This window comes from Pseudonocardia sp. (assembly GCF_025465255.1).
GTDB lineage: Bacteria > Actinomycetota > Actinomycetes > Mycobacteriales > Pseudonocardiaceae > Pseudonocardia.
Genome location: NZ_JAODNI010000188.1, coordinates 24870 through 43142, shown reverse-complemented (window position 1 = coordinate 43142; position 18273 = coordinate 24870). Strand labels below are relative to the sequence as shown.

The window sequence follows — 18273 nt, the reverse complement described above, 5'->3', positions numbered from 1 at the left end:
GCGACCCGGTAGGGCTGCTCGACGAGCGCGACGTGCAGCCCGGCGGCGAGCGCGGCCGCCGCGGCGGCCTTCAGGTCCGGGGCCTCGACGCCGCCGCCGGCCCCGTGGCCGAGCAGCAGGACCGCATCGGGATCGCCGTCCGTGCGGTGTACGTGGACCCGGGCGGGGCCGTGCGGGGTGTCGACCTCCGTCGTCGTCGGCCCGGGGGTCATCCGAGCAGGTCGAGCTGGATCGGCTCCTCCACCTGCGCCGGGTCCAGTGGCGTCAGCAGGTCCGCGGAGTTGTTCTTGACGCTGTTCACCCTGTCCGACACCGGGACGATCTCCAGGGAGGCGACGAGCTCCTCCGACGGTGGTCGCAGCCAGGCCTGCACCGAGTCCGCCTTCGCGTCCGTGTCCGGGTCCAGCCAGGCGTCCCACGCGTCCCGCGGGAGGACGAGCGGCATCCGGTCGTGCACCTGGGCGAGCGGCCCGACCGCCCCGGTGGTGAGCACCGTGGCCGTGACCAGGCCGTCCGGGTACTTCTCCAGCAGCTCGCCCTCCTTCGGCCGCCAGAACTCCCACAGCCCGGCCATGGCCAGCGAGCCCCCGTCCGCGTAATGGGTGAAGTACGGCTGCTTCGACGCCTTGTGGTCCTTGGTGGCGGCCCGGCGCTGCCACTCGTACCAGCCGTCGGCCGGGAGCAGGCAGCGGCGCGCCGCGAGCGCCTTGCGGAACGCGGGCTTCTCCGCGGCCGTCTCGGAGCGGGCATTGATCATGCGGGCACCGGCCGAGGGGTCCTTGGCCCAGAACGGCACCAGGCCCCAGCGGACCAGCCGGAGGCTGCGCTCGGTGGTGTCCGGGTCCGCGTTGCCCTCGGCGTCCCGCGGGTGCCGCTGCACCACCGCGATCACGTCCCGGGTGGGCGCGACGTTGTAGTCCGGCCGGCGTTCCTCCCCGGCCTTCTCGGACACGGCGTCGACGGCGGTGAACTCCTCCGCCAGGTCCGTGGGCGCCTTCGTCGAGGCGTACCTCCCGCACATGTGCCCATCGTGGCACGCGACACCGACGGTCGTGGCCCGCGGAAGGACCACCGCGGGCGGCGCGCCCGACCTGCGCGGGTCGGGCACGGAGGTGATGCGGAATCATGGGGTCCGTGGCCGACACACAGCTCTATGCGGCGCCGGTGGCGGGCGGGCCCGTCCGCGGCGTCGTCGCCGTCCCCGGGTCCAAGTCCGTGACCAACCGCGCGCTGCTGCTCTCCGGCCTCGCCGCGGGCCCGTCCGTCGTGCACGGGGCGCCCGCCACCCGGGACACGGCGTTGATGTGCGGCGCGCTGCGGTCCCTCGGCGTCCCGGTCGAGGTCGACGGCGAGCGGGTCGCCCTCGGCGGGGACGGCTCGCTGACCGGCGGCGGGACGGTGGACTGCGGTCTCGCCGGCACGGTCATGCGGTTCGTCCCGCCCGCGGCCACGCTGGCGGACGGCGCCGTCCTGTTCGACGGGGACCCGCACGCCCGCACCCGCCCGATGGGCGCCGTGCTGGAGGCGCTGCGCGCGCTCGGCGCGGTGGTCGACGGGGACCGGCTGCCGTTCGTCCTGCACGGGACGGGCGGCCTGGCCGGCGGGGACGTGACGATCGACGCGTCCGCGTCGTCCCAGTTCGTGTCGGGCCTGCTGCTCTCCGGGGCGCGGTTCGACAAGGGCGTCACGGTGCTGCACGCCGGTGCGCCGGTGCCGTCGCTCCCCCACATCGAGATGACCGTGGCGATGCTGCGCGAGGCGGGCGTCGTGGTCGACGACTCGCAGCCCGACGTCTGGCGGGTGGAGCCCGGACCGATCGCCGCCCGGGAGTGGACGGTCGAACCGGACCTGTCCAACGCGTCGGTCTTCCTGGCCGCGGCGGCGGTCACCGCGGGCGAGGTGACGGTCGCGGGCTGGCCCGCCGGGTCCACCCAGCCCGGCGCCGAGATCCTGCCGGTCCTCGAGCGGTTCGGCGCGACGGTCACGCCGTCGGACGCGGGCATGACCGTGCGCGGGCCGGACCGGCTCACCGGGGTGGACGTGGACCTGCACGAGGCCAGCGAGCTCACCCCCACGGTCGCGGCGATCGCGGCCCTGGCCTCGACCCCGTCACGGATCCGGGGGGTCGCGCACATCCGCGGGCACGAGACGGACCGGCTCGCCGCCCTCGTCGCCGAGCTGACGGCGCTGGGCGCGGACGTGAACGAAACCGACGACGGCCTGGAGATCCGCCCGCGCGCCCTCACCGCGCCGGCGGACCGGCCGTGGGGCGCCTACGCGGACCACCGGATGGCCACGGCCGGGGCCGTCCTCGGGCTCGTCGTCCCCGGTGTCACGATCGACGATGTGGCCTGCACGGAGAAGACGTTCCCGGACTTCCCGGGCCGGTGGGCCGCACTGCTGTCCGGATGAGCCGGCCGAGATGAGCCCCCGCGAGTACGACGAGACGGACGTCCGCATCCGCCCCGGGCGCCGGGGTTCCCGGCCGCGCACCAAGCGCCGCCCGGACCACGCGGACGCCGAGGAGGCCATGGTCATCGCCGTGGACCGCGGCCGCTGGACCTGTGCTCCCGGTGGGGACGCGAAGGCGCCGCCGGTCACGGCCATGCGGGCCCGCGAGCTCGGCCGCACCCCGATCGTCGTCGGGGACCGCGTCGGGCTGGTCGGGGACCTGTCCGGGGCCCCGGACACCCTCGCCCGGATCGTGCGCGTCGAGGAGCGGCGGACGGTCCTGCGCCGCACCGCCGACGACACCGACCCCTTCGAGCGGATCGTCGTCGCCAACGCGGGCCAGCTCGTGATCGTGACCTCGCTGGCGGACCCCGTCCCGCGCACCGGGTTCGTGGACCGCTGCCTGGTCGCCGCGTTCGCGGGCGGCCTCACCCCGGTGCTGTGCCTGACGAAGGCGGACCTGGCCGACCCCGCACCGTTCGCGGCGCACTACGCGGAGCTGGAGTTCCCCGTCGTCGTGACCCGGCGGGACGAGCCGCCGGACAGGCTCGCCGAGCTGCTCGACGGCGGCGTCTCGGCCCTGGTCGGGCACTCCGGCGTCGGCAAGTCCACGCTGGTCAACGCACTGCTGCCGGAGGCCCGCCGGCTCACCGGCGTCGTGTCGGGGGTCGGCAAGGGGCGGCACACGACGGTCGCCGCGGTGGCGCTCCCGCTGCCGGACGGCGGCTGGGTGGTCGACACCCCCGGCGTGCGGTCCTTCGGGCTGGCGCACGTCACGTCGGACGACGTCATCAAGGCCTTCGACGATCTCGCGAGCGCCGTCGAGGAATGCCCGCGCGGCTGCGGGCACCTCGGACCGCCCGCGGACCCGGAGTGCGCGCTCGACGCGCTCGTCGCGGCGGGGACCCTGCGGCCCGGCCGGCTCGACGCGCTGCGGCGCGTGCTCGTCGCACTGCGCCCGGGCCACGCGGGGGCGCCGAGCCCGGACCGATAGCCTCCACCTGGGGAGATCGGACCGGAGGCGGAGCCCAGGTGAACGGAGCGGGATCGAGGTCGATGCCGACCTGGATCTTGTTGCTGGCCGTGCTCGGCGCGTCACTCGCCGGATGCGCGGGGGCCCCGCCACAGCAGACCGCCGCCCGCGGGCTCCCCAAGGTCTACGACGTCCGCGAGCTGCTGGACGCCGTCACCGCCCGCCAGCGCACGGACCGCACCGCCATGCTGCAGGTCGCCGGGCACGTCGAGGACGGCACGCGCGCCTCCGGTGAACCGGCGATGACGGTCGGCGGCACCGGGGCGCTGCGGATCGAGGACTCCGGGGTGTCCGTGGACTTCGCCCAGACCCTCACCCACTCCGGCGAGGCGCCGCAGAGCACCGGGTTCGTCGTGCTGCCGGGTCAGGTGTTCCTGCGGTTGCCGTCCGCGCAGCCCGGGGACCCGCGGCCGTGGACGAAGGTCGACGCGGAGAGCGGGGACGCGGCGGAGCGCACCCTCGCGACGCTCGCCACGAACGTCGTCGACAGCGCGGACCCGACGGCGAACATCAGCCGCTTCGCGGACGCGAGCCTGGTCGCGGACGCCTCGGACGACCCCGTCGACGGGACTCCCGCGGTCCGCTACACGATCGTCGTGGACCTGAACCGGGCCGCGGAGCTGGAGCGCGACCCCGGCGTCCGCGCGCAGCTGCAGCAGCAGGTCGCGGGCGGGCTGACCCGGATCAGCAGCACGCTGTGGGTCGACGCGGAGAGCCGCCCGGTGCGCAGCGAGGCGCGGCAGGACATGCCCGGGATCGGGACCCTGGCGATGACCGCGGACTACCGGAGCTGGGGAACGCCGGTGCTGATCACACCGCCCCCGGCCAGCCAGGTGCGCTGAGGTCCCGGCCTCGGTGCCCGCGTCATGGAGCCAGGACGCAGCTCCCCGAGTGGCACACTCGTGCCATGACGGTGGGGGACGGCGAGGTGGCGGGCCGGGACGTCCGACCGAGGTCCGACGGGCTCCTGGGGCCCCTCGAGACGGGGCCGGGCAAGGCACTCGAGCCCGTCACGGCGGAGGCGCCGAAGCCGGCCGGGCCGCCGCCGTTGCGGATCGGCACGGCGGAACGCGAGTCCGCGGCCCGGGCGCTGAACGCGCATCTCGAGGCGGGACGGCTGGACGTCGAGGAGTACGCGGACCGTTCCGCGCGCGCCGCCGAGGCGACGGTCGCGAGCGAGATCGAGGAGCTGTTCACGGACCTGCCCGCGCCGCACCCGGACCTGCCGACGGCGTCCGGGGCCACGAGGGCCCCGCTCGCGCCGGCGGCGGCGTCCTCGGTCGCGGAGCCCGGCCCGTTCTCGGGCTGGCTGCCGCGGATCGCGGCCGCGACCCCGATCGTCGCGACGATCCTGTTCTTCGTCTTCATCGGCGTGTTTCCGCAGGCCTGGATGTTCTTCCTGCTCATCCCGCTGATGGGCGCCCTGGGCTTCTCGAAGGGCCACCGGGACAGGGAGATCCGCAAGGACGACTGACCCGACATGGGCGCCGAGGTCAGAACAGGGAGTACCCGCCGTCGACCAGGAACGTGTCCCCGGTGTGGAACGTCGTCCCCGGACTCGCCAGGTAGACCGCGATCGTCTCGAAGTCCGACGGCTCACCCCACCGGCGCACCGGCATCCGCGGCATGACCTTCGACGTGAAGTGCGGGTCGTTGAGTGCCCCGTCCGTCATCGTCGAGTGGGTCCAGCCGGGCTGCAGGGTGTGCGCCCGGATCTTGTACCGCGCCAGCTCGACGGCGAGCCCGCGCATCATCGAGAGCAGCGCGCCCTTGCTCGCCGCGTACGGGTGCCCGCGCGGCTGGCCCTGCTCCGCCGCGAGGCTCGACGTGCCGACGAGCACGCCGCCCTCGCCGCGCTCGATCATGTGGGCGGCGGCGGCCCGCATCGTGAGGAACGCGCCCTCGACGTTGACCCGGAACACCCGGCGCAGCTCGCCGAGCTCGAGCTCCTGGAACTTCGCGCCCCGCCCACCCACGCCGGCGTTGGCGAAGCAGGAGTCGACCTTGCCGAACTCGGCGAGGGTCGTCGCGAAGCTCTCCGCGACGGCCTGCTCGTCCCCGACGTCGCACTGCAGTGCGCGGACCTTGGTGCCGTGCTCGGCCAGCTCGGCGGCCGCCTTCTCGTTGTTCTCGGCGTTCGTGCCCCAGATGCAGACGTCCGCGCCGGCCTTCGCCAGCCCGTGCGCCATGCCCAGCCCGATCCCGGAGTTGCCCCCGGTGACGAGGGCGACCTGCCCGGTGAGATCGAAGTACGGGTTCATTCCATCGTCTCCGGGCGGACGGGCCACGGCGGCACGACGTCCTGGTAGTCCGTGCTGACCCGGTCCGGGAACGACGGGGTCCGTTTCTCCAGGAACGACATGACGCCCTCCTTGACGTCGTCGCCCTGGCCGAGGGCGTAGATCGCCGCGGAGTCCAGCTTGTGTGCCTCCCACGGCGTCGACGCGCCGAGCATCGACCACAGCAGCTGCCGGGACGCTGCCACGGAGATCGACGACGTGTTGTCCACGATCTCCTTCGCGATCGCGTAGGCGGCGGGCAGCAGCTCGTCGTCCGGGAGGACCTTCGAGACCAGGCCCCCGGCCAACGCCTCGTCGGCCTTGAAGACCCGGCCCGTGGCGACCCACTCCATGGCCTGCGAGATCCCGACGACGCGCGGCAGGAACCAGCTCGACGCCGCCTCCGGCACCAGCCCCCGCCGGGCGAAGACGAACCCGAACTTCGCGGACTCCGCGGCGAGCCGGATGTCCATCGGGAGGGTCATCGTGGCGCCGATGCCGACCGACGGGCCGTTGATCGCCGCGATGACCGGCTTGCGGCAGGCCGCGATGCGCAGGGAGACGATGCCGCCGCCGTCGCGCGGGACGCCGCCGATGGTCTCGAAGTCCTTGCGCTCGGCCGCGCGCTCCGGGTCGTTCGCGTCGAACGTCGCCCCACCGCGGCCGAGGTCAGCGCCGGCGCAGAACCCGCGGCCCCGCCCGGTGACCACGACGACGCGCACCGAGTCGTCCGCGTCGATCTCGTCGAACGCGGCGACCAGCTCCCTGGCCATCGTCGTGGTGAAGGCGTTGAGCCGGTCCGGGCGGTCCAGGGTGATCGTCGCGACGTGGTCCGCGACGTCGTAGGCGATCTCCGTGTACATGCTCTGCGTGGTCGTCACTTGACCGCCCACTTTCCCGTGAACTCGGGGTCGCGCTTCTCCATGAACGCCGTGAAGGCGGCGGGCGCGTCCTCCGTGGCGAAGTTGATCGCCTGCGTACGCGCCTCGCTGGACAGCGCGTCCCGCATCGTGCGGTCCGCGTTCTCGTTCAGCAGCTGCTTGGACTGGCGTAGGGCGACGGGGGGCCCGTCGGCGAGCCGCTTGGCCAGGTCCGCGGTGAAGCCGTCGAGCTCACCGGGCTCGACGAGGTAGGTGACCAGGCCGAGCTTCTCGGCCTCCTCGGCGCCGATGATCTCGGCGAGCAGCGCGAGCCGCTTCGCCTGCTGCAGCCCGACGATCTTGGGCAGCAGCCAGGAGCCGCCGAGGTCCAGCGAGAGCCCGCGCTTCGCGAAGATCTGCGAGAACCGGGCGGTGCGCGAGGAGACGACGAGGTCGCAGCCGAGCGCGAGGTTCCACCCGGCTCCGACGGCGACGCCCTCGACCTTCGCCACCGTCGGGATCGGCAGCTCGTGCAGCAGCAGCGCGATCTCGTTGACCCCGCGCATGCGCTGCAAGGGGTGCACGTCACCGCGGTCCCCGCTCAGGTCCGCGCCCGCACAGAAGTCCCCGCCCGCCCCGGTGAGCACCAGGACCCGGACCTCCGGGTCGTCGCCCGCCCGCGCGAACACGGCGCGCAGGCCGTCCCAGGAGGCCTGGTCCAGGGCGTTCTTCCGCCGCGGCCGGTTGAGCGTGACCGTGAGGATGCCGTCGTCCAGGCTGGTGAGAACCGCCCGCTCCGCTTCGGTGTCCGGCACTTCGAACCCTTCTCTCAGACGCCGAGGCGGTCGGCGAGCCGGGCCCGGTTGCGTGCCGGCGAACCGAACAGCAGCTCGGTGCTCTTCGCACGCTTGTAGTACAGGTGCGCGTCGTGCTCCCACGTGTAGCCGATCCCGCCGTGATACTGGACGCAGAGGGTGCCCGCGCGGAAGTACGCCGGGCCCACGTAGGTGGCGACCAGCGCGGCCGCGAGCGGCAGCTCGTCCCTCGCGTGGTCCGCGGCCCAGCTCGCGTAGCGCAGCGCGGACAGCCCCTGCTCCCAGTCGCTGTAGACGTCCGCGAGCCCGTGCTTGACGGCCTGGTACGAGCCGATGGGTCGGCCGAACTGGACGCGGACCTTCGCGTAGTCGACGGCCATCTCGAGCGCCCGCTCCAGCCCGCCCGTCTGCTCGGCGGCCAGTGCCACGGCGCCCAGGTCCGCGACGAGGTCGAGCACGGCGGCCGCGTCGGCGCTGGCCAGCGGGGTGGCCGGGGCACCGGCGAAGGCGATCTTCGCGAGCCGCCGGGTGGGGTCGAGCGTCGCCAGCGTGGTGCGGGTGACCCCGCTCGCGGACGGGTCGACGCGGAACCAGCCCGGGCCGTCGGGCGTCGAGGCGAGCACGAGCACGACATCGGCGACGTCCCCGGCGACCACCGCGGTCTTGGTCCCGTCGAGCGTCCACGTGTCGCCCGACCTCGACGCCGTGGTGGCACCGCCGGTGCGGTCCCACGCCCCGCCGCCCTCGGCCACGGCGACCGCGGCGATCAGCTCGCCCGCGACCATCCGCGGCAGCAGCTCGGCGCGGGCGGCCTCGTCGTCGAGGGCCAGCAGGGTGTCGGTGGCGAGGACGGCCGAGCCGAGGAACGGCGACGGCGCGAGGGAGCGGCCGAGCTCCTCCTGCACGATCGCCCGCTCGACGTGGCCGGCGCCCGCGCCGGCGTACTGCTCGGGGACGGCGAGCCCAAGCAGGCCGAGCTCGGTCGCCATCCGGCGCCAGAGCTCGCGGTCGTAGCCGTCGGCGGACTCCATCGCGCTGCGCACCCGCGCGGACGGGGACTGGTCGGTGAGGAACTTGCGGATCGCGGAGCGGAGCTCCTGCTGCTCGGGGTCGAGCACCAGCTGCATTTCGGTCACCTTTCTCGGCAGGAGGGGCTCAGCCCCGCTGGGTACCGACCTTGAGCTCGCGGAACGGGATGTCCCGGTCCACCTGGGGCTCCTTGGGGAGGCCGAGGATCCGCTCGCCGATGATGTTGTGCTGCACCTCGTTGGTGCCGCCGGCGATGCTCGACGCGGGCGCGGAGTTGATCCCCAGCGCCAGCCCGGCACCGCGGGCGTCGTCCGGCTCCCACGCGATGGTGTCCGAGCCCGCGATCTGGCCCGCGGTCTCGATCGCCTTGCGCAGCAACAGCGCTCCGGCGAGCTTGGCGACGGAGCCGCGGGCGCCGGGCGGGTTCCCCGCCATCGTCTCCTGCCGCATCCGCACGTTGAACAGGTCGAGCACGCGCTCGTCGGCGTACAGCTCGGCGAGCCGCTCGCGCTGCGCCGGGTCGCCGGTGACGCCGTGGTCCCGCGCCAGCTCGACGAGCGAGGCGAACTCCATCGGGTTCGTCTTCGGCTTACGGGTCGCACCGATCGACACGCGCTCGTGGCCCAGCATCGTGACGGCCGCGTTCCAGCCCCCGTTGACCTGCCCGAGCACCGCGTCGACGGGGATCCGGACGTCGTCGAAGTACACCTCGTTGAACGGCGCGCGGCCGGACATGTCCTTCAGCGGCCGGACGGTGACGCCGGGCGCGTGCATGTCCAGGACGAACATCGTCAGGCCGGAGTGCTTGGGGCGGTCCGGGTCCGTGCGGGCGAGCAGGGCGCCGAAGTCCGCCCACTGCGCGTTGGTCGTCCAGACCTTCTGGCCGTTGACGACCCAGGTGTCCCCGTCGAGGACCGCCCTGGTCTGTAGGCTCGCGACGTCCGACCCGGCGCCGGGCTCGGAGAACAGCTGGCACCAGATGTCCTCGCCGCGGAGCAGCCGCGGGAGGTAGCCGGTGCGCTGCTCGTCCGTGCCGAGGTCGTTCACGGTCGGGCCGCACATGCCCATCCCGATGATGAACGGGTAGACCGGCAGCTCGTACGCGGCCGCCTCGTCGCTGTAGACCTGCTGGTACGCGGGGCTCAGCCCCTGCCCGCCGACGTCCTTCGGCCAGGTGATGCCGGCGTACCCGGCGTCGAACAGGGCGGCCTGGAACGCCTTCGCCGCCGGGATCAGCTCCGCCGCCGACGGCATCGACGCCGGGGCGTTGGCCTTCAACCAGGACCGGACACCGTCCCGGTACTCCTGGAACTCGGTCGGCGAGCCGTTGGGCACGGACATCCGCGACATCCTCTCGACATCCTCGGCGTGGGCGTCCTCGACAGGAAGCTTCCCAGCTCCTATCGAACAATCGTTAAGTTAACACCGGTGGGCGACTCGTCCAAGGGCCTTCCGGCCCTACACTGAACGGGTGACGACGGCCCAGGAGTCTCCCCCCGGTGGGGAACCCGCGCCTGCCGTTCCACGTGGCGGCGGGCGGGAGGCCATCACGTCGGCGGCCCGTGAGGTGTTCAACGAGCGCGGCTACCACGGCGCCTCCATCCGGGACATCGCCAAGCGCGCCGGCCTCTCCCTCTCCGCGCTCTACTACTGGCACCCCAGCAAGCAGGACCTGCTGGCGGCGCTGGTCGAGGAGAGCACGATGGACTACTTCCGCCGCTGCGACGAGGCGCTGGGCGTCGTCGGGGACGACCCGGCGGAGCGGTTGCGCGCCATGGTCCGTGCGGCCGTGGAGTACCGCGTGGAGCGGCAGACCGAGAGCAACATCGCGGCGCGCGAGTGGCGCAACCTCGATCCGGACAACCGGGCGCGCCTCGAGGGCCTGCGCGTCAACGCCACGAAGCTCTGGTCGGACATCGTGGACGAGGGCGTCCGGCAGGGCGTCTTCCGCTGCGAGCACCCCACCGACGCCCGCCGCGCGGCACAGGCCGCCTGCAACGCGATCGCCCAGTGGTACGACCCCTTCGGCCCCCTCACCACGGCCGAACTGGTGGACCACTACACCGCGATCGTCATGCGCATCGTCGACCACCGCCCCTGACCTCCCGCGAGTCGCGGTATTTCCGTCACCGAGTCGCGGTATTCCTGCGCCGGCGATCGAGCCCGGGTTCACGGTGCCGGCGCCCCCGTAGTGCTCCCGTCGCCCTGCGCAACGCCACTCCCCGGCGCCTGAACGCGGCGTCGAGGCTCAGGGCCAGCTCGCCCGTGTTCCGCAGATCGTCCACCCGAACGCGGATGACGATCCATCCACGGCGTTCCAGCTCCTTCTGCCGGTCGGCGTCGTACTCCGCCCGCCCGAAGTGCGCGGCCCATCCGTCGTACTCGACGACGATGCGCAGCTCGGGCCAGGCGAGATCGAGCTCGAAGATCTCTCTGCCGCCCGGACCACGCAGCCACCAGTTCACCTCCGGCGGCGGAAACCCCATGTCGACGACGTGCCAGTACATCCAGCTCTCCGCCGGCGACCGCACGCGACCGGTTGCCACGGCGAGCATGGCCGCAGCCCGGCGAACTCCCCGCGGATCGACGCGACAGGCGACGCGCTCGTCGAGCCGCTTCCGGGCGGCTTCACCGTCCGCCGCCAGCGCGAGGCACTGATCCAGGACCGCGAACGCGTCGGGCGGGGACCCGGTGCAGAGGAGATCGGAGACGACCCGCTCGAGCGCGAGCGCGGGCAGCTCCGCGACCTCGACCCGGTCCGCCTCGACGTTCCGCCCGTTGTGCACCACGAGACCCCGCTGCGAGCGCAGCCAGTGGCCGTAAGGCACGACGACATGGATCGGCGTCGCCTCGGCCGCGGTGCATCCGTGCAGATATGCCGCCGTGGGACCTGTGAGGACTCCATCGATACCCGCGAGGTAGACAGCCGCCGACGCACGGGTGAGCGGGTCGGCCGTGCGGGCGGGATCCACGAGGACACCGGCCCACAAGGCCGTCACTACTCCGGACTCGAGGGCTCGCCGTACCTGGTGCTCGCCGAAGAGTGCGGCGGCTCGCGGACGGGGCAGGGCGCCGTGCCGGCCGAAGACGGAGAGATCCATGTCCGGGACGATCCGGCACGCGGACCCCGTCGAACCGATGATCTTTCCAGTTGTGGATGGCCAGGGCCCTCTGTGGACAACTCCGCACGGAATCACCGCGACTCGGTGACGGAAATACCCCGACTCGCGGGGGTCGGCGGGTCAGGTGAGGGTGCGGAGGGTTTCGGGGTCCCTGATGCGTCGCGGCCGGCGGGCAGGCGGGCGAGCAGCAGGTAGCGGGTGTGTGCATCGACCTGGACGGGGTCAAGCACGTCCTCGGGATCTGGGTTCAGGCCAGCGAGGGGCGAAGTTCTGGGCCGGGGTCTGCGCCGAGCTGTGCAACCGCGGCGTCCGCGACGTGCTGATCGTGTGCTGCGACGGGCTGACCGGGTTCCCCGAGGCGACCTGGCCGCAGTCGATCGTGCAGACCGGCACGGTGCACCTGCTCCGGGCAGCCATGCGGTTCGTGTCCTACACCGACCGCAAACGCGTCGCCGCGGCCCTGCGGCCCATCTACGCCGCGCCGACCCCTCACCGACGAGGTGTTGCTTGGACCCCTGGAAACCGCCCCTAGTAGTGAGCGAAAGTGCCGTTCGTGAAGATCAACGGTGCCTCAGCCGAGGCCCGCGGCCTTCAGGGCCTGGGCCGCGGCCTCGCCGAGGCGCGGCCTCGACTGCTGCGCCTCGGCGAGGTAGCCGTCGTCCGCCATGACGCCCGCCAGGTAGCGGGCCCGGACGCCCGCCAGGATGCAGGCGGAGCGCCACCGGTTGAAGGCGATCCAGTACGGCAGGCCGCTGACGTCCCGGCCGGTCAGCCGGGTGTAGTGGGCGACGAGCTCGTCGCGAGTCGGGAAGCCCGGTACCGAGGTGGGGCCGGGCTCGGTGCCCTCACCGACGTCGTCCCCCGGCTCGTGCCAGGCTGCGACCAGGTAGGACAGGTCGGCCCTTGGGTCGCCCAGGGTCGAGAGCTCCCAGTCGAAGACGGCGCGGACGGTGCCGTCCGGCCCGAAGGCCATGTTGCCCGGCCGGAAGTCCCCGTGGACGACGCCGCGGGTCTGCTCCGGGATGTGCGCGGCGAGGACATCGTGGATCTCCTCGAGCTGCCCGAGGTCGGGGTCGTCCGCGGCGAGCGAGGCGTGCACCTGGCGGTTCCAGCGGCGCAGCTGCCGCTGCACGTACCCCTCCTGCGACGCCGTGGCACCGAGCCCGACGTCGTCCGGGTCGAGGGCGTGCAACGCCGCCAGCACCTCGACGACGTGTTCCCCGGCCCGCATCCGGGCGGCCGGCGCCAGCTCCTCCGCCGCCGCGCGGTCTGCCAGCACCCGGCCGTCGACGAAGCCCATGACGTAGAAGCCGGCGCCGGTGACGGACTCGTCGTCGCAGAAGGCCAGCGGCGGCGCGACGGGGACGGCCGTCGGGGCCATCGCCGAGATGAACCGCCACTCCCGGCCCATGTCGTGCGCGGTGCTCAGCACCCCGCCGAGCGGGGGCCTGCGTAGCGCGAAGTGCTGTCCCGACGCGTCCGTGACCCGGTAGGTCAGGTTGGACCGGCCGCCCGCGACGAGCACGAACCGGACGGGCGCGACGAGCCCGGGGACGTTGGCGGCCAGCCACTCCTCGACGAGCTCGGGCTCCAGACCCGCGAGCCCCTGCCCCTCAGCGGCCGACATAGTGCGGCTCGCGCTTCTCCAGGAAGGACTTCACGCCCTCCCGGTGGTCCTCGGTCTGGAACAGCTCTCCGAGCCGGGTGCTCACCCAGCGGCCCAGGTCCGACCAGTCCGGGTCGAGCGCCTCGCGCAGCCCGGACTTCAGCGCCGCGACGGCCAGCGGCGGGTTCGCCGCGATCTTCCGGGCCAGCTCCAGCGCGGCCGGCATGAGCTCCTCGTCGTCCACGACCCGGCCGACCAGCCCGATCCGCTCCGCCCGCTCGGCGTCGATCACCTCGCCGATGAACAGCAGCTCCGCCGCCCGCTCCCGCCCGACGAGCTGCGCGAGCCGAGCGATCCCCGCGACGTCGCTGCACAGCCCGCGCTTCACGAACAGCTCGCCGAACTTCGCCCGGCGCGCGGCCACCCGGAAGTCCGCCATCAGCGCCATCTCCATCCCCCATCCGACGGCGGGGCCGTTGACGGCGGCGATCACCGGGATGTTCGTCTGCAGCAGCGCACCCGCGGCCGGGGTGAGCCGGGGGGCGGGCCGCGGCGCCGAGTTCTCCTCGCCGCCGTTCATCAGCTCGCGGACGTCGTCCCCTGAGCAGAACGAGCGGCCCTCCCCGGTGATCACCAGGACCCGGGCGGTCGACGTGCGGACGAGCTCGGTGAGCTCGTCGTAGGTCTTGCGGCGCAGGGCGTTGTGCACCTGCGGCCGGGCGATGGTCACGATCCCGACGTGCCCGTCGAGCTCGTACCGGACGTCCTCAGGCACCCTCGGCCTCCCCTGCCACGGCGGACCGCAGCTCTCGTTTGAGCACCTTGCCGCTCGGTGTGCGCGGCAGCGGCTCCTCCCGGAACACGACGTGCTCGGGCACCTTGAACTCCGCCAGCCGCTCCCGGACGTGCTGCTGCAGCTCCTCGGCGGTCACCGCGATCCCCGCCCGCACGTTCACGACGGCGACGGCCTGCTCGCCGAGCCGGGCGTGCGGCACCCCGACGATCGCGACGTCCGCCACCGCCGGGTGCTCGAACAGCGCGCCCTCGACCTCGGCACAGTAGATGTTCTCGCCGCCGCGGATGACGACGTCCTTCATCCGGTCGACGACGTACACCCAGACGTCCCGGGTCAGGCCGAGGTCGCCGGTGTGGAACCAGCCGTCGGTGAACGCCGCCGCCGTACCCTCGGAATTGTTCCAGTAGCCGCGCACCACGTTCGGCCCGCGGAACCACAGCTCCCCGATCCCGCCCGGCTCGGCGTCCTCGCCGGTCGCCGGGTCGACGACGCGCACGTCTGCGCCTGGTGCGCAGCGGCCGACGCTGTCCGGGTGGGTCACGTAGTCCTGCCCGGAGTTCGAGACGACCGCGGACGTCGTCTCGGTGAGCCCGTAGCCGTTGGCCGGGGCGACGAGCGAGGTGAAGGTGTCGTCGATCGTCCCGATCAGGTCCGGCGGGATCGGCGATCCGCCCATGCTGATCGCGGCGAGTGTGCCGAAGCCGTCCGGGTCCGCGATCGCGTCCTCGACGAGCTGCCGCATCACCGTCGGCACCCCGGAGACCCCGGTCAGGGCCTCGCGGCGGACCAGCTCCCGGGCCTCGGCGCGGTTCCACCTGTACTGGGTGACGAGCTTCCCGCCCGTCAGTGGCGTGTAGGTCATGCTCGTGATGCCGGCGATGTGGAAGAGCGGGAACGTGCACAGGGCGCCCGCCTGCGGCGCGTCGGGATCCGGTTCGGGCGGGACACCGCCGTTCGCGATCGTCGCCCCGACCGTCGCCCCGAGCAGCGTGTTGAGGATGTTCGTGCAGTGGTTGCGGTGGGTGCCGATCGCACCCTTCGGCCGCCCGGTCGTGCCGGAGGTGTAGAGGATCGTGGCGTCGTCCTCCGCCGCGATCTCCACGTCCGGGAGCGGCGCGTCGAGGTCGAGCGAGGCGAGCACGTCGGACCAGGAACGGACGCCGGGCGCGGGGTCGCCACCGCGGACCTCGATCAGGGGTGGGAGCTCGGCGAGGTGCGGCGCCAGCAGCGCGGCGCGCTCGGCGTCCGCGACCACGAGCTTCGCCTCGCAGTCGCCGAGGGCGAAGCGCAGCTCCGGCGCCGTCCACCAGGCGTTGAGCGGGACGACCACGATCCCGCAGACCTGCGCGGCGTAGAACCACGGCATCCACTCGGGGAAGTTCCGCATCGTGACGGCGAGCCGATCGCCCTGGCGGAGGCCGTACTCGTCACGCAGCAGCGCCGCGAGGCCCGCGACGATCCGCGCGTGTTCGGCGTAGGTGACCCGCTCGTCCTCGAAGACGGTGAAGACCCGGTCCCCCCACCCCGCACTGAGCTCGAACAGCTCGCGCAGGGTGTGCGGGCCGCGCTCGTAGACCCGCCACGGGACGCCGCGCACGGTCGCGTCGGTGAGGGCGAAGGGCGCGCCCGGCGCCGTGAACCGGGCGGTGAGCTCGGAGCGGACGCTGCCGCCGAAGCCCGTCGAGACCGTGGTCATGCCGCCTCCTCAGGCCGAGAACGCGAGGTCGAGGCCGGGGTAGGGCCACTCGAGCGTGTAGAGCTTCCCCAGCCCGGACGAGGTGATGAACGCCGTGCGGGAGTCCGCGCCCGCGAAGCAGATGTTGGTGACGTACGGGTCCGGCTCGGGCACCGCGATCTGCCGGAGCAGGGTGCCGTCGTCGGCGAGGATGCTGACGGCCCCGGTGATCAACGTGGCGACGCAGACGTTGCCCGCGCCGTCGACGGCCAGGGAGTCCAGCAGCTGGTAGCCCGCGAAGCCGTGCAGCAGCAGCGCGCCGCCGGGGCCGCGCGGTGGCTCGCCGGGCGGGGAGACGCGGCCCGGCCCGTCGACGTCCCAGGCCCAGACCCGGCCGGGGCCGGTCTCGGCGACGTAGATCCGCGAGCCGTCCGGGGACAGCCCTACGCCGTTGGGCGTGGTCAGCGGGTGCACGACCTCGGTGATCGACGAGCCGTCGGGCAGCGCGTAGCAGAGCCGGCCGACGTCCATGTCCCGCCCGCGGTTCTTGCCGAGATCGGTGAACCAGAAGCCGCCTTCCGCGTCGAAGACGATGTCGTTGGGGCCGTTCAGCGGGAGCCCGTCGACCTCGGTGTAGAGCTCCGTCACCTGCCCGTCCGGGGTCACCCGCTGGATCCGGCCGCCGATGTAGTCCACGGGCTGGTGGCCCGGCGCGGTGATCCCGTCCCGGTCGTGCCACTCGAAGCCGCCGTTGTTGCAGACGTAGAACGCGCCGTCCGGGCCGACGGCGGCGCCGTTGGGGCCACCGCCCAGCTCGGCGATGACCGCGATCTCGCCGTCCGGGTGGACCCGGGAGAGCGTCTGCCGCTTGATCTCCACGAGGACGACCGAGCCGTCCCGCATCGCGATCGGGCCCTCCGGGAACTCCAGTCCCGACGCGACCTCGCGCAGCTCGAGCTGATCAATACGGACCATCGACGCCCTCCAGTGCTGAACGATCGTTAAGTATCCGACGCTAGGAGGGCGTCGGGGCCTTGTCAACGCCCGCCACGAGCGTGCGGAGCTCGCGCTTGAGCACCTTCCCGACGGTGTTGCGCGGCAGCTCGGGCACCAGCAGGACCTTCCGCGGGCGCTTGTAGCCCGCCAGGCGGTCCGTGCAGAACTCGCGGATGTCCTCGGCCGTCGGCTCCCGGCCCGCGCGCGGCTCGATGACGGCGACGACGATCTCGCCCCACACCTCGTCCGGCGCGCCGACGACCGCCGCCGCGGCCACCGCCGGATGCTGGTGCAGGATCTCCTCGACCTCGCGCGAGTACACGTTCTCCCCGCCGGTCAGGATCATGTCCTTCTTGCGGTCGACGACCGAGACGTAGCCCTCGACGTCCCGCCTGGCCAGGTCGCCGCTGTGGAACCAGCCGCCGCGGAACGCCTCGGCGGTGGCCTCCGGGCGGTTCCAGTAGCCGGCGCAGACCTGGTCCCCGCGGATCACCAGCTCGCCGACCTCGTCCGGCGCGGTGTCCTCGTCCCGCTCGTTCACCACGCGCACCGCCGAGAGGAACATCGGCTTGCCGACGGACGTCAGCAGCTCGGTCCGGCCCTCCGCGGCGGCCACATGGTCCGCGGAGCCGTGCACCAGGACGTTGCCCGCCAGCTCGGTCATGCCGAACCCGGTCTGGAACCTCGCCTTCGGGAACGCCGCCATCGCCTCCCGGAGCACCGCCGCGGGCATCGATGCGGAGCCGTAGCCGATCCGCGTGATCGACGACGTGTCGTAGTCCGGGAAGGACGGGTGCCGCAGCAGCATCGCGAGCATCGTCGGCGCGACGGACGTGCTCGTCGCGCGCGTCTCCTGGACCGCGGCGAGGAAGCCCTCCGGGTCGTAGCGGCGGAGCACGACGACGGTGTCCCCCAGCAGGTGCGCGACCAGCACGCCGTAGCCCGCGATGTGGCACAGCGGCCAGGGCTGCAGCGACACGCCGGGCTCGTCGTCGTGCTCCCAGCTGACCGCGGAGTTGAGCACCGCCGCCGTGACGTTGCGGTGGGTCAGCACCGCGCCCTTGGCCCGCCCGGTGGTGCCGGACGTGTAGATCAGCCACGCGGGCACGGTCTCCTCGGGCAGCTCGGGCCGGCCCGGTGGGAGCCCGTCGAGCAGGCGGTGGAACGGCAGGGCCCCTTCGGGTTCGCCGTCGATCACGATCAGCGTGGTGATCGAGGGGACGGTCGCCATCGCCGTCCGCGCCGTCTCCAGGTACTTCATCTCGGTGATCAGTACCGACGGCGTGGAGTCGCTCAGGTTGAGCTCCACCTCGCGCGGGGTGAGCCGGTAGTTGACGAACACGAGCGCCATCCCGGCGAGCGGGACGCCGTAGTAGGCCAGCACGTACTCGGGGTTGTTCTCGGTCAGCATCGCCACCCGGTCCCCGGGGCCCGCGTGGTCCGCCAGCCCGCGCGCGAGGCGCCGGACCTGGTCGTCGAGCTGCGCGTAGGTCCAGCTCTCCCCCTCGAACCGGAGCGCGATCGCGTCCGGGACACGGGCGGCGCCGAACTCCAGGACATCACTGATCCTCACGGAAGTTCCCCTCTCCGCCGACTCCCTCGTCGGCGGCC

Annotated in this window: 17 protein-coding genes and 2 pseudogenes; 6 read left to right on the top strand and 13 right to left on the bottom strand. The window is 73.2% G+C overall.

The window, feature by feature from the left end:
- Both JWP64_RS22870 and JWP64_RS22865 read right to left on the bottom strand, forming a co-directional pair.
- Positions 1-212 (bottom strand): annotated as a pseudogene (locus JWP64_RS22870) (alpha/beta hydrolase); the annotation flags it as partial.
- A complete protein-coding gene (locus tag JWP64_RS22865; protein WP_297500669.1) occupies positions 209-1021 on the bottom strand; it encodes an SOS response-associated peptidase in 813 nt (270 codons plus the stop codon). The pseudogene JWP64_RS22870 and the gene JWP64_RS22865, both read right to left, overlap by 4 nt.
- Before the next feature lie 104 nt (positions 1022-1125).
- Here JWP64_RS22865 and aroA point away from each other — a divergent pair, with 104 nt between their 5' ends.
- From aroA to JWP64_RS22845, 4 genes are all read left to right on the top strand, one after another.
- Complete coding sequence (gene aroA / locus JWP64_RS22860; protein WP_297500666.1) at positions 1126-2412, top strand: 3-phosphoshikimate 1-carboxyvinyltransferase; 1287 nt, start codon at positions 1126-1128, stop codon at positions 2410-2412.
- A gap of 10 nt (positions 2413-2422) precedes the next feature.
- A complete protein-coding gene (gene rsgA, locus JWP64_RS22855; protein ID WP_297500664.1) occupies positions 2423-3445 on the top strand; it encodes a ribosome small subunit-dependent GTPase A in 1023 nt (340 codons plus the stop codon).
- 62 nt (positions 3446-3507) lie between these two features.
- Positions 3508-4326, top strand: a complete 819-nt coding sequence (locus tag JWP64_RS22850; protein ID WP_297500661.1) for a hypothetical protein — start codon at positions 3508-3510, stop codon at positions 4324-4326.
- A gap of 65 nt (positions 4327-4391) precedes the next feature.
- The gene (locus tag JWP64_RS22845; protein WP_297500659.1) at positions 4392-4958 is read left to right on the top strand and encodes a DUF1707 domain-containing protein; all 567 of its coding nucleotides are present in this window, start codon (positions 4392-4394) and stop codon (positions 4956-4958) included.
- Positions 4959-4977: 19 nt separating this feature from the next.
- On the opposite strand, the gene JWP64_RS22840 is transcribed toward JWP64_RS22845, so the two are convergent.
- Genes JWP64_RS22840 through JWP64_RS22820 form a run of 5 tightly spaced genes read right to left on the bottom strand, consistent with a single transcriptional unit; the run spans position 4978 to position 9808 of the window.
- On the bottom strand, positions 4978-5745 hold the full coding sequence (locus JWP64_RS22840) for an SDR family oxidoreductase (RefSeq protein WP_297500656.1): 768 nt from the start codon (positions 5743-5745) through the stop codon (positions 4978-4980).
- Entirely contained in the window at positions 5742-6626 is an 885-nt protein-coding gene (locus JWP64_RS22835; protein WP_297500675.1) for a crotonase/enoyl-CoA hydratase family protein, read from the bottom strand. Before JWP64_RS22835 ends, JWP64_RS22840 begins: the two co-directional genes overlap by 4 nt.
- A 14-nt stretch (positions 6627-6640) precedes the next feature.
- The gene (locus JWP64_RS22830; RefSeq protein WP_297500652.1) at positions 6641-7438 is read right to left on the bottom strand and encodes an enoyl-CoA hydratase; all 798 of its coding nucleotides are present in this window, start codon (positions 7436-7438) and stop codon (positions 6641-6643) included.
- Between the two features lie 14 nt (positions 7439-7452).
- Positions 7453-8565, bottom strand: coding sequence for an acyl-CoA dehydrogenase family protein (locus JWP64_RS22825; RefSeq protein ID WP_297500649.1), 1113 nt, complete (start codon positions 8563-8565; stop codon positions 7453-7455).
- A 28-nt stretch (positions 8566-8593) separates the two neighbouring features.
- On the bottom strand, positions 8594-9808 hold the full coding sequence (locus JWP64_RS22820; protein WP_297500647.1) for an acyl-CoA dehydrogenase family protein: 1215 nt from the start codon (positions 9806-9808) through the stop codon (positions 8594-8596).
- A gap of 130 nt (positions 9809-9938) precedes the next feature.
- Between JWP64_RS22820 and JWP64_RS22815 the strand changes: the two genes are divergently transcribed.
- Complete coding sequence (locus JWP64_RS22815; protein ID WP_297500644.1) at positions 9939-10568, top strand: TetR/AcrR family transcriptional regulator; 630 nt, start codon at positions 9939-9941, stop codon at positions 10566-10568.
- A 25-nt stretch (positions 10569-10593) separates the two neighbouring features.
- Here the strand turns inward: JWP64_RS22815 and JWP64_RS22810 are convergent, their stop codons facing one another.
- Positions 10594-11568, bottom strand: a complete 975-nt coding sequence (locus tag JWP64_RS22810) for a DUF559 domain-containing protein (protein WP_297500641.1) — start codon at positions 11566-11568, stop codon at positions 10594-10596.
- Positions 11569-11795: 227 nt separating this feature from the next.
- Between JWP64_RS22810 and JWP64_RS22805 the strand changes: the two are divergent.
- Positions 11796-12076: pseudogene (locus JWP64_RS22805) on the top strand (transposase); the annotation flags it as partial.
- 84 nt (positions 12077-12160) lie between these two features.
- Here JWP64_RS22805 and JWP64_RS22800 read toward each other — a convergent pair.
- Genes JWP64_RS22800 through JWP64_RS22780 form a run of 5 tightly spaced genes read right to left on the bottom strand, consistent with a single transcriptional unit; the run spans position 12161 to position 18235 of the window.
- Positions 12161-13216, bottom strand: a complete 1056-nt coding sequence (locus tag JWP64_RS22800) for a phosphotransferase family protein (protein WP_297500638.1) — start codon at positions 13214-13216, stop codon at positions 12161-12163.
- On the bottom strand, positions 13203-13970 hold the full coding sequence (locus JWP64_RS22795) for an enoyl-CoA hydratase/isomerase family protein (RefSeq protein ID WP_297500635.1): 768 nt from the start codon (positions 13968-13970) through the stop codon (positions 13203-13205). The genes JWP64_RS22800 and JWP64_RS22795 overlap by 14 nt, the downstream gene beginning before the upstream one ends.
- Positions 13963-15687, bottom strand: a complete 1725-nt coding sequence (locus JWP64_RS22790) for a class I adenylate-forming enzyme family protein (RefSeq protein WP_297500632.1) — start codon at positions 15685-15687, stop codon at positions 13963-13965. Before JWP64_RS22790 ends, JWP64_RS22795 begins: the two co-directional genes overlap by 8 nt.
- 9 nt (positions 15688-15696) lie before the next feature.
- Positions 15697-16641, bottom strand: a complete 945-nt coding sequence (locus JWP64_RS22785; protein ID WP_297500629.1) for an SMP-30/gluconolactonase/LRE family protein — start codon at positions 16639-16641, stop codon at positions 15697-15699.
- Positions 16642-16681: 40 nt separating this feature from the next.
- The gene (locus JWP64_RS22780) at positions 16682-18235 is read right to left on the bottom strand and encodes an AMP-binding protein (protein WP_297500625.1); all 1554 of its coding nucleotides are present in this window, start codon (positions 18233-18235) and stop codon (positions 16682-16684) included.
- Positions 18236-18273 lie beyond the last annotated feature (38 nt).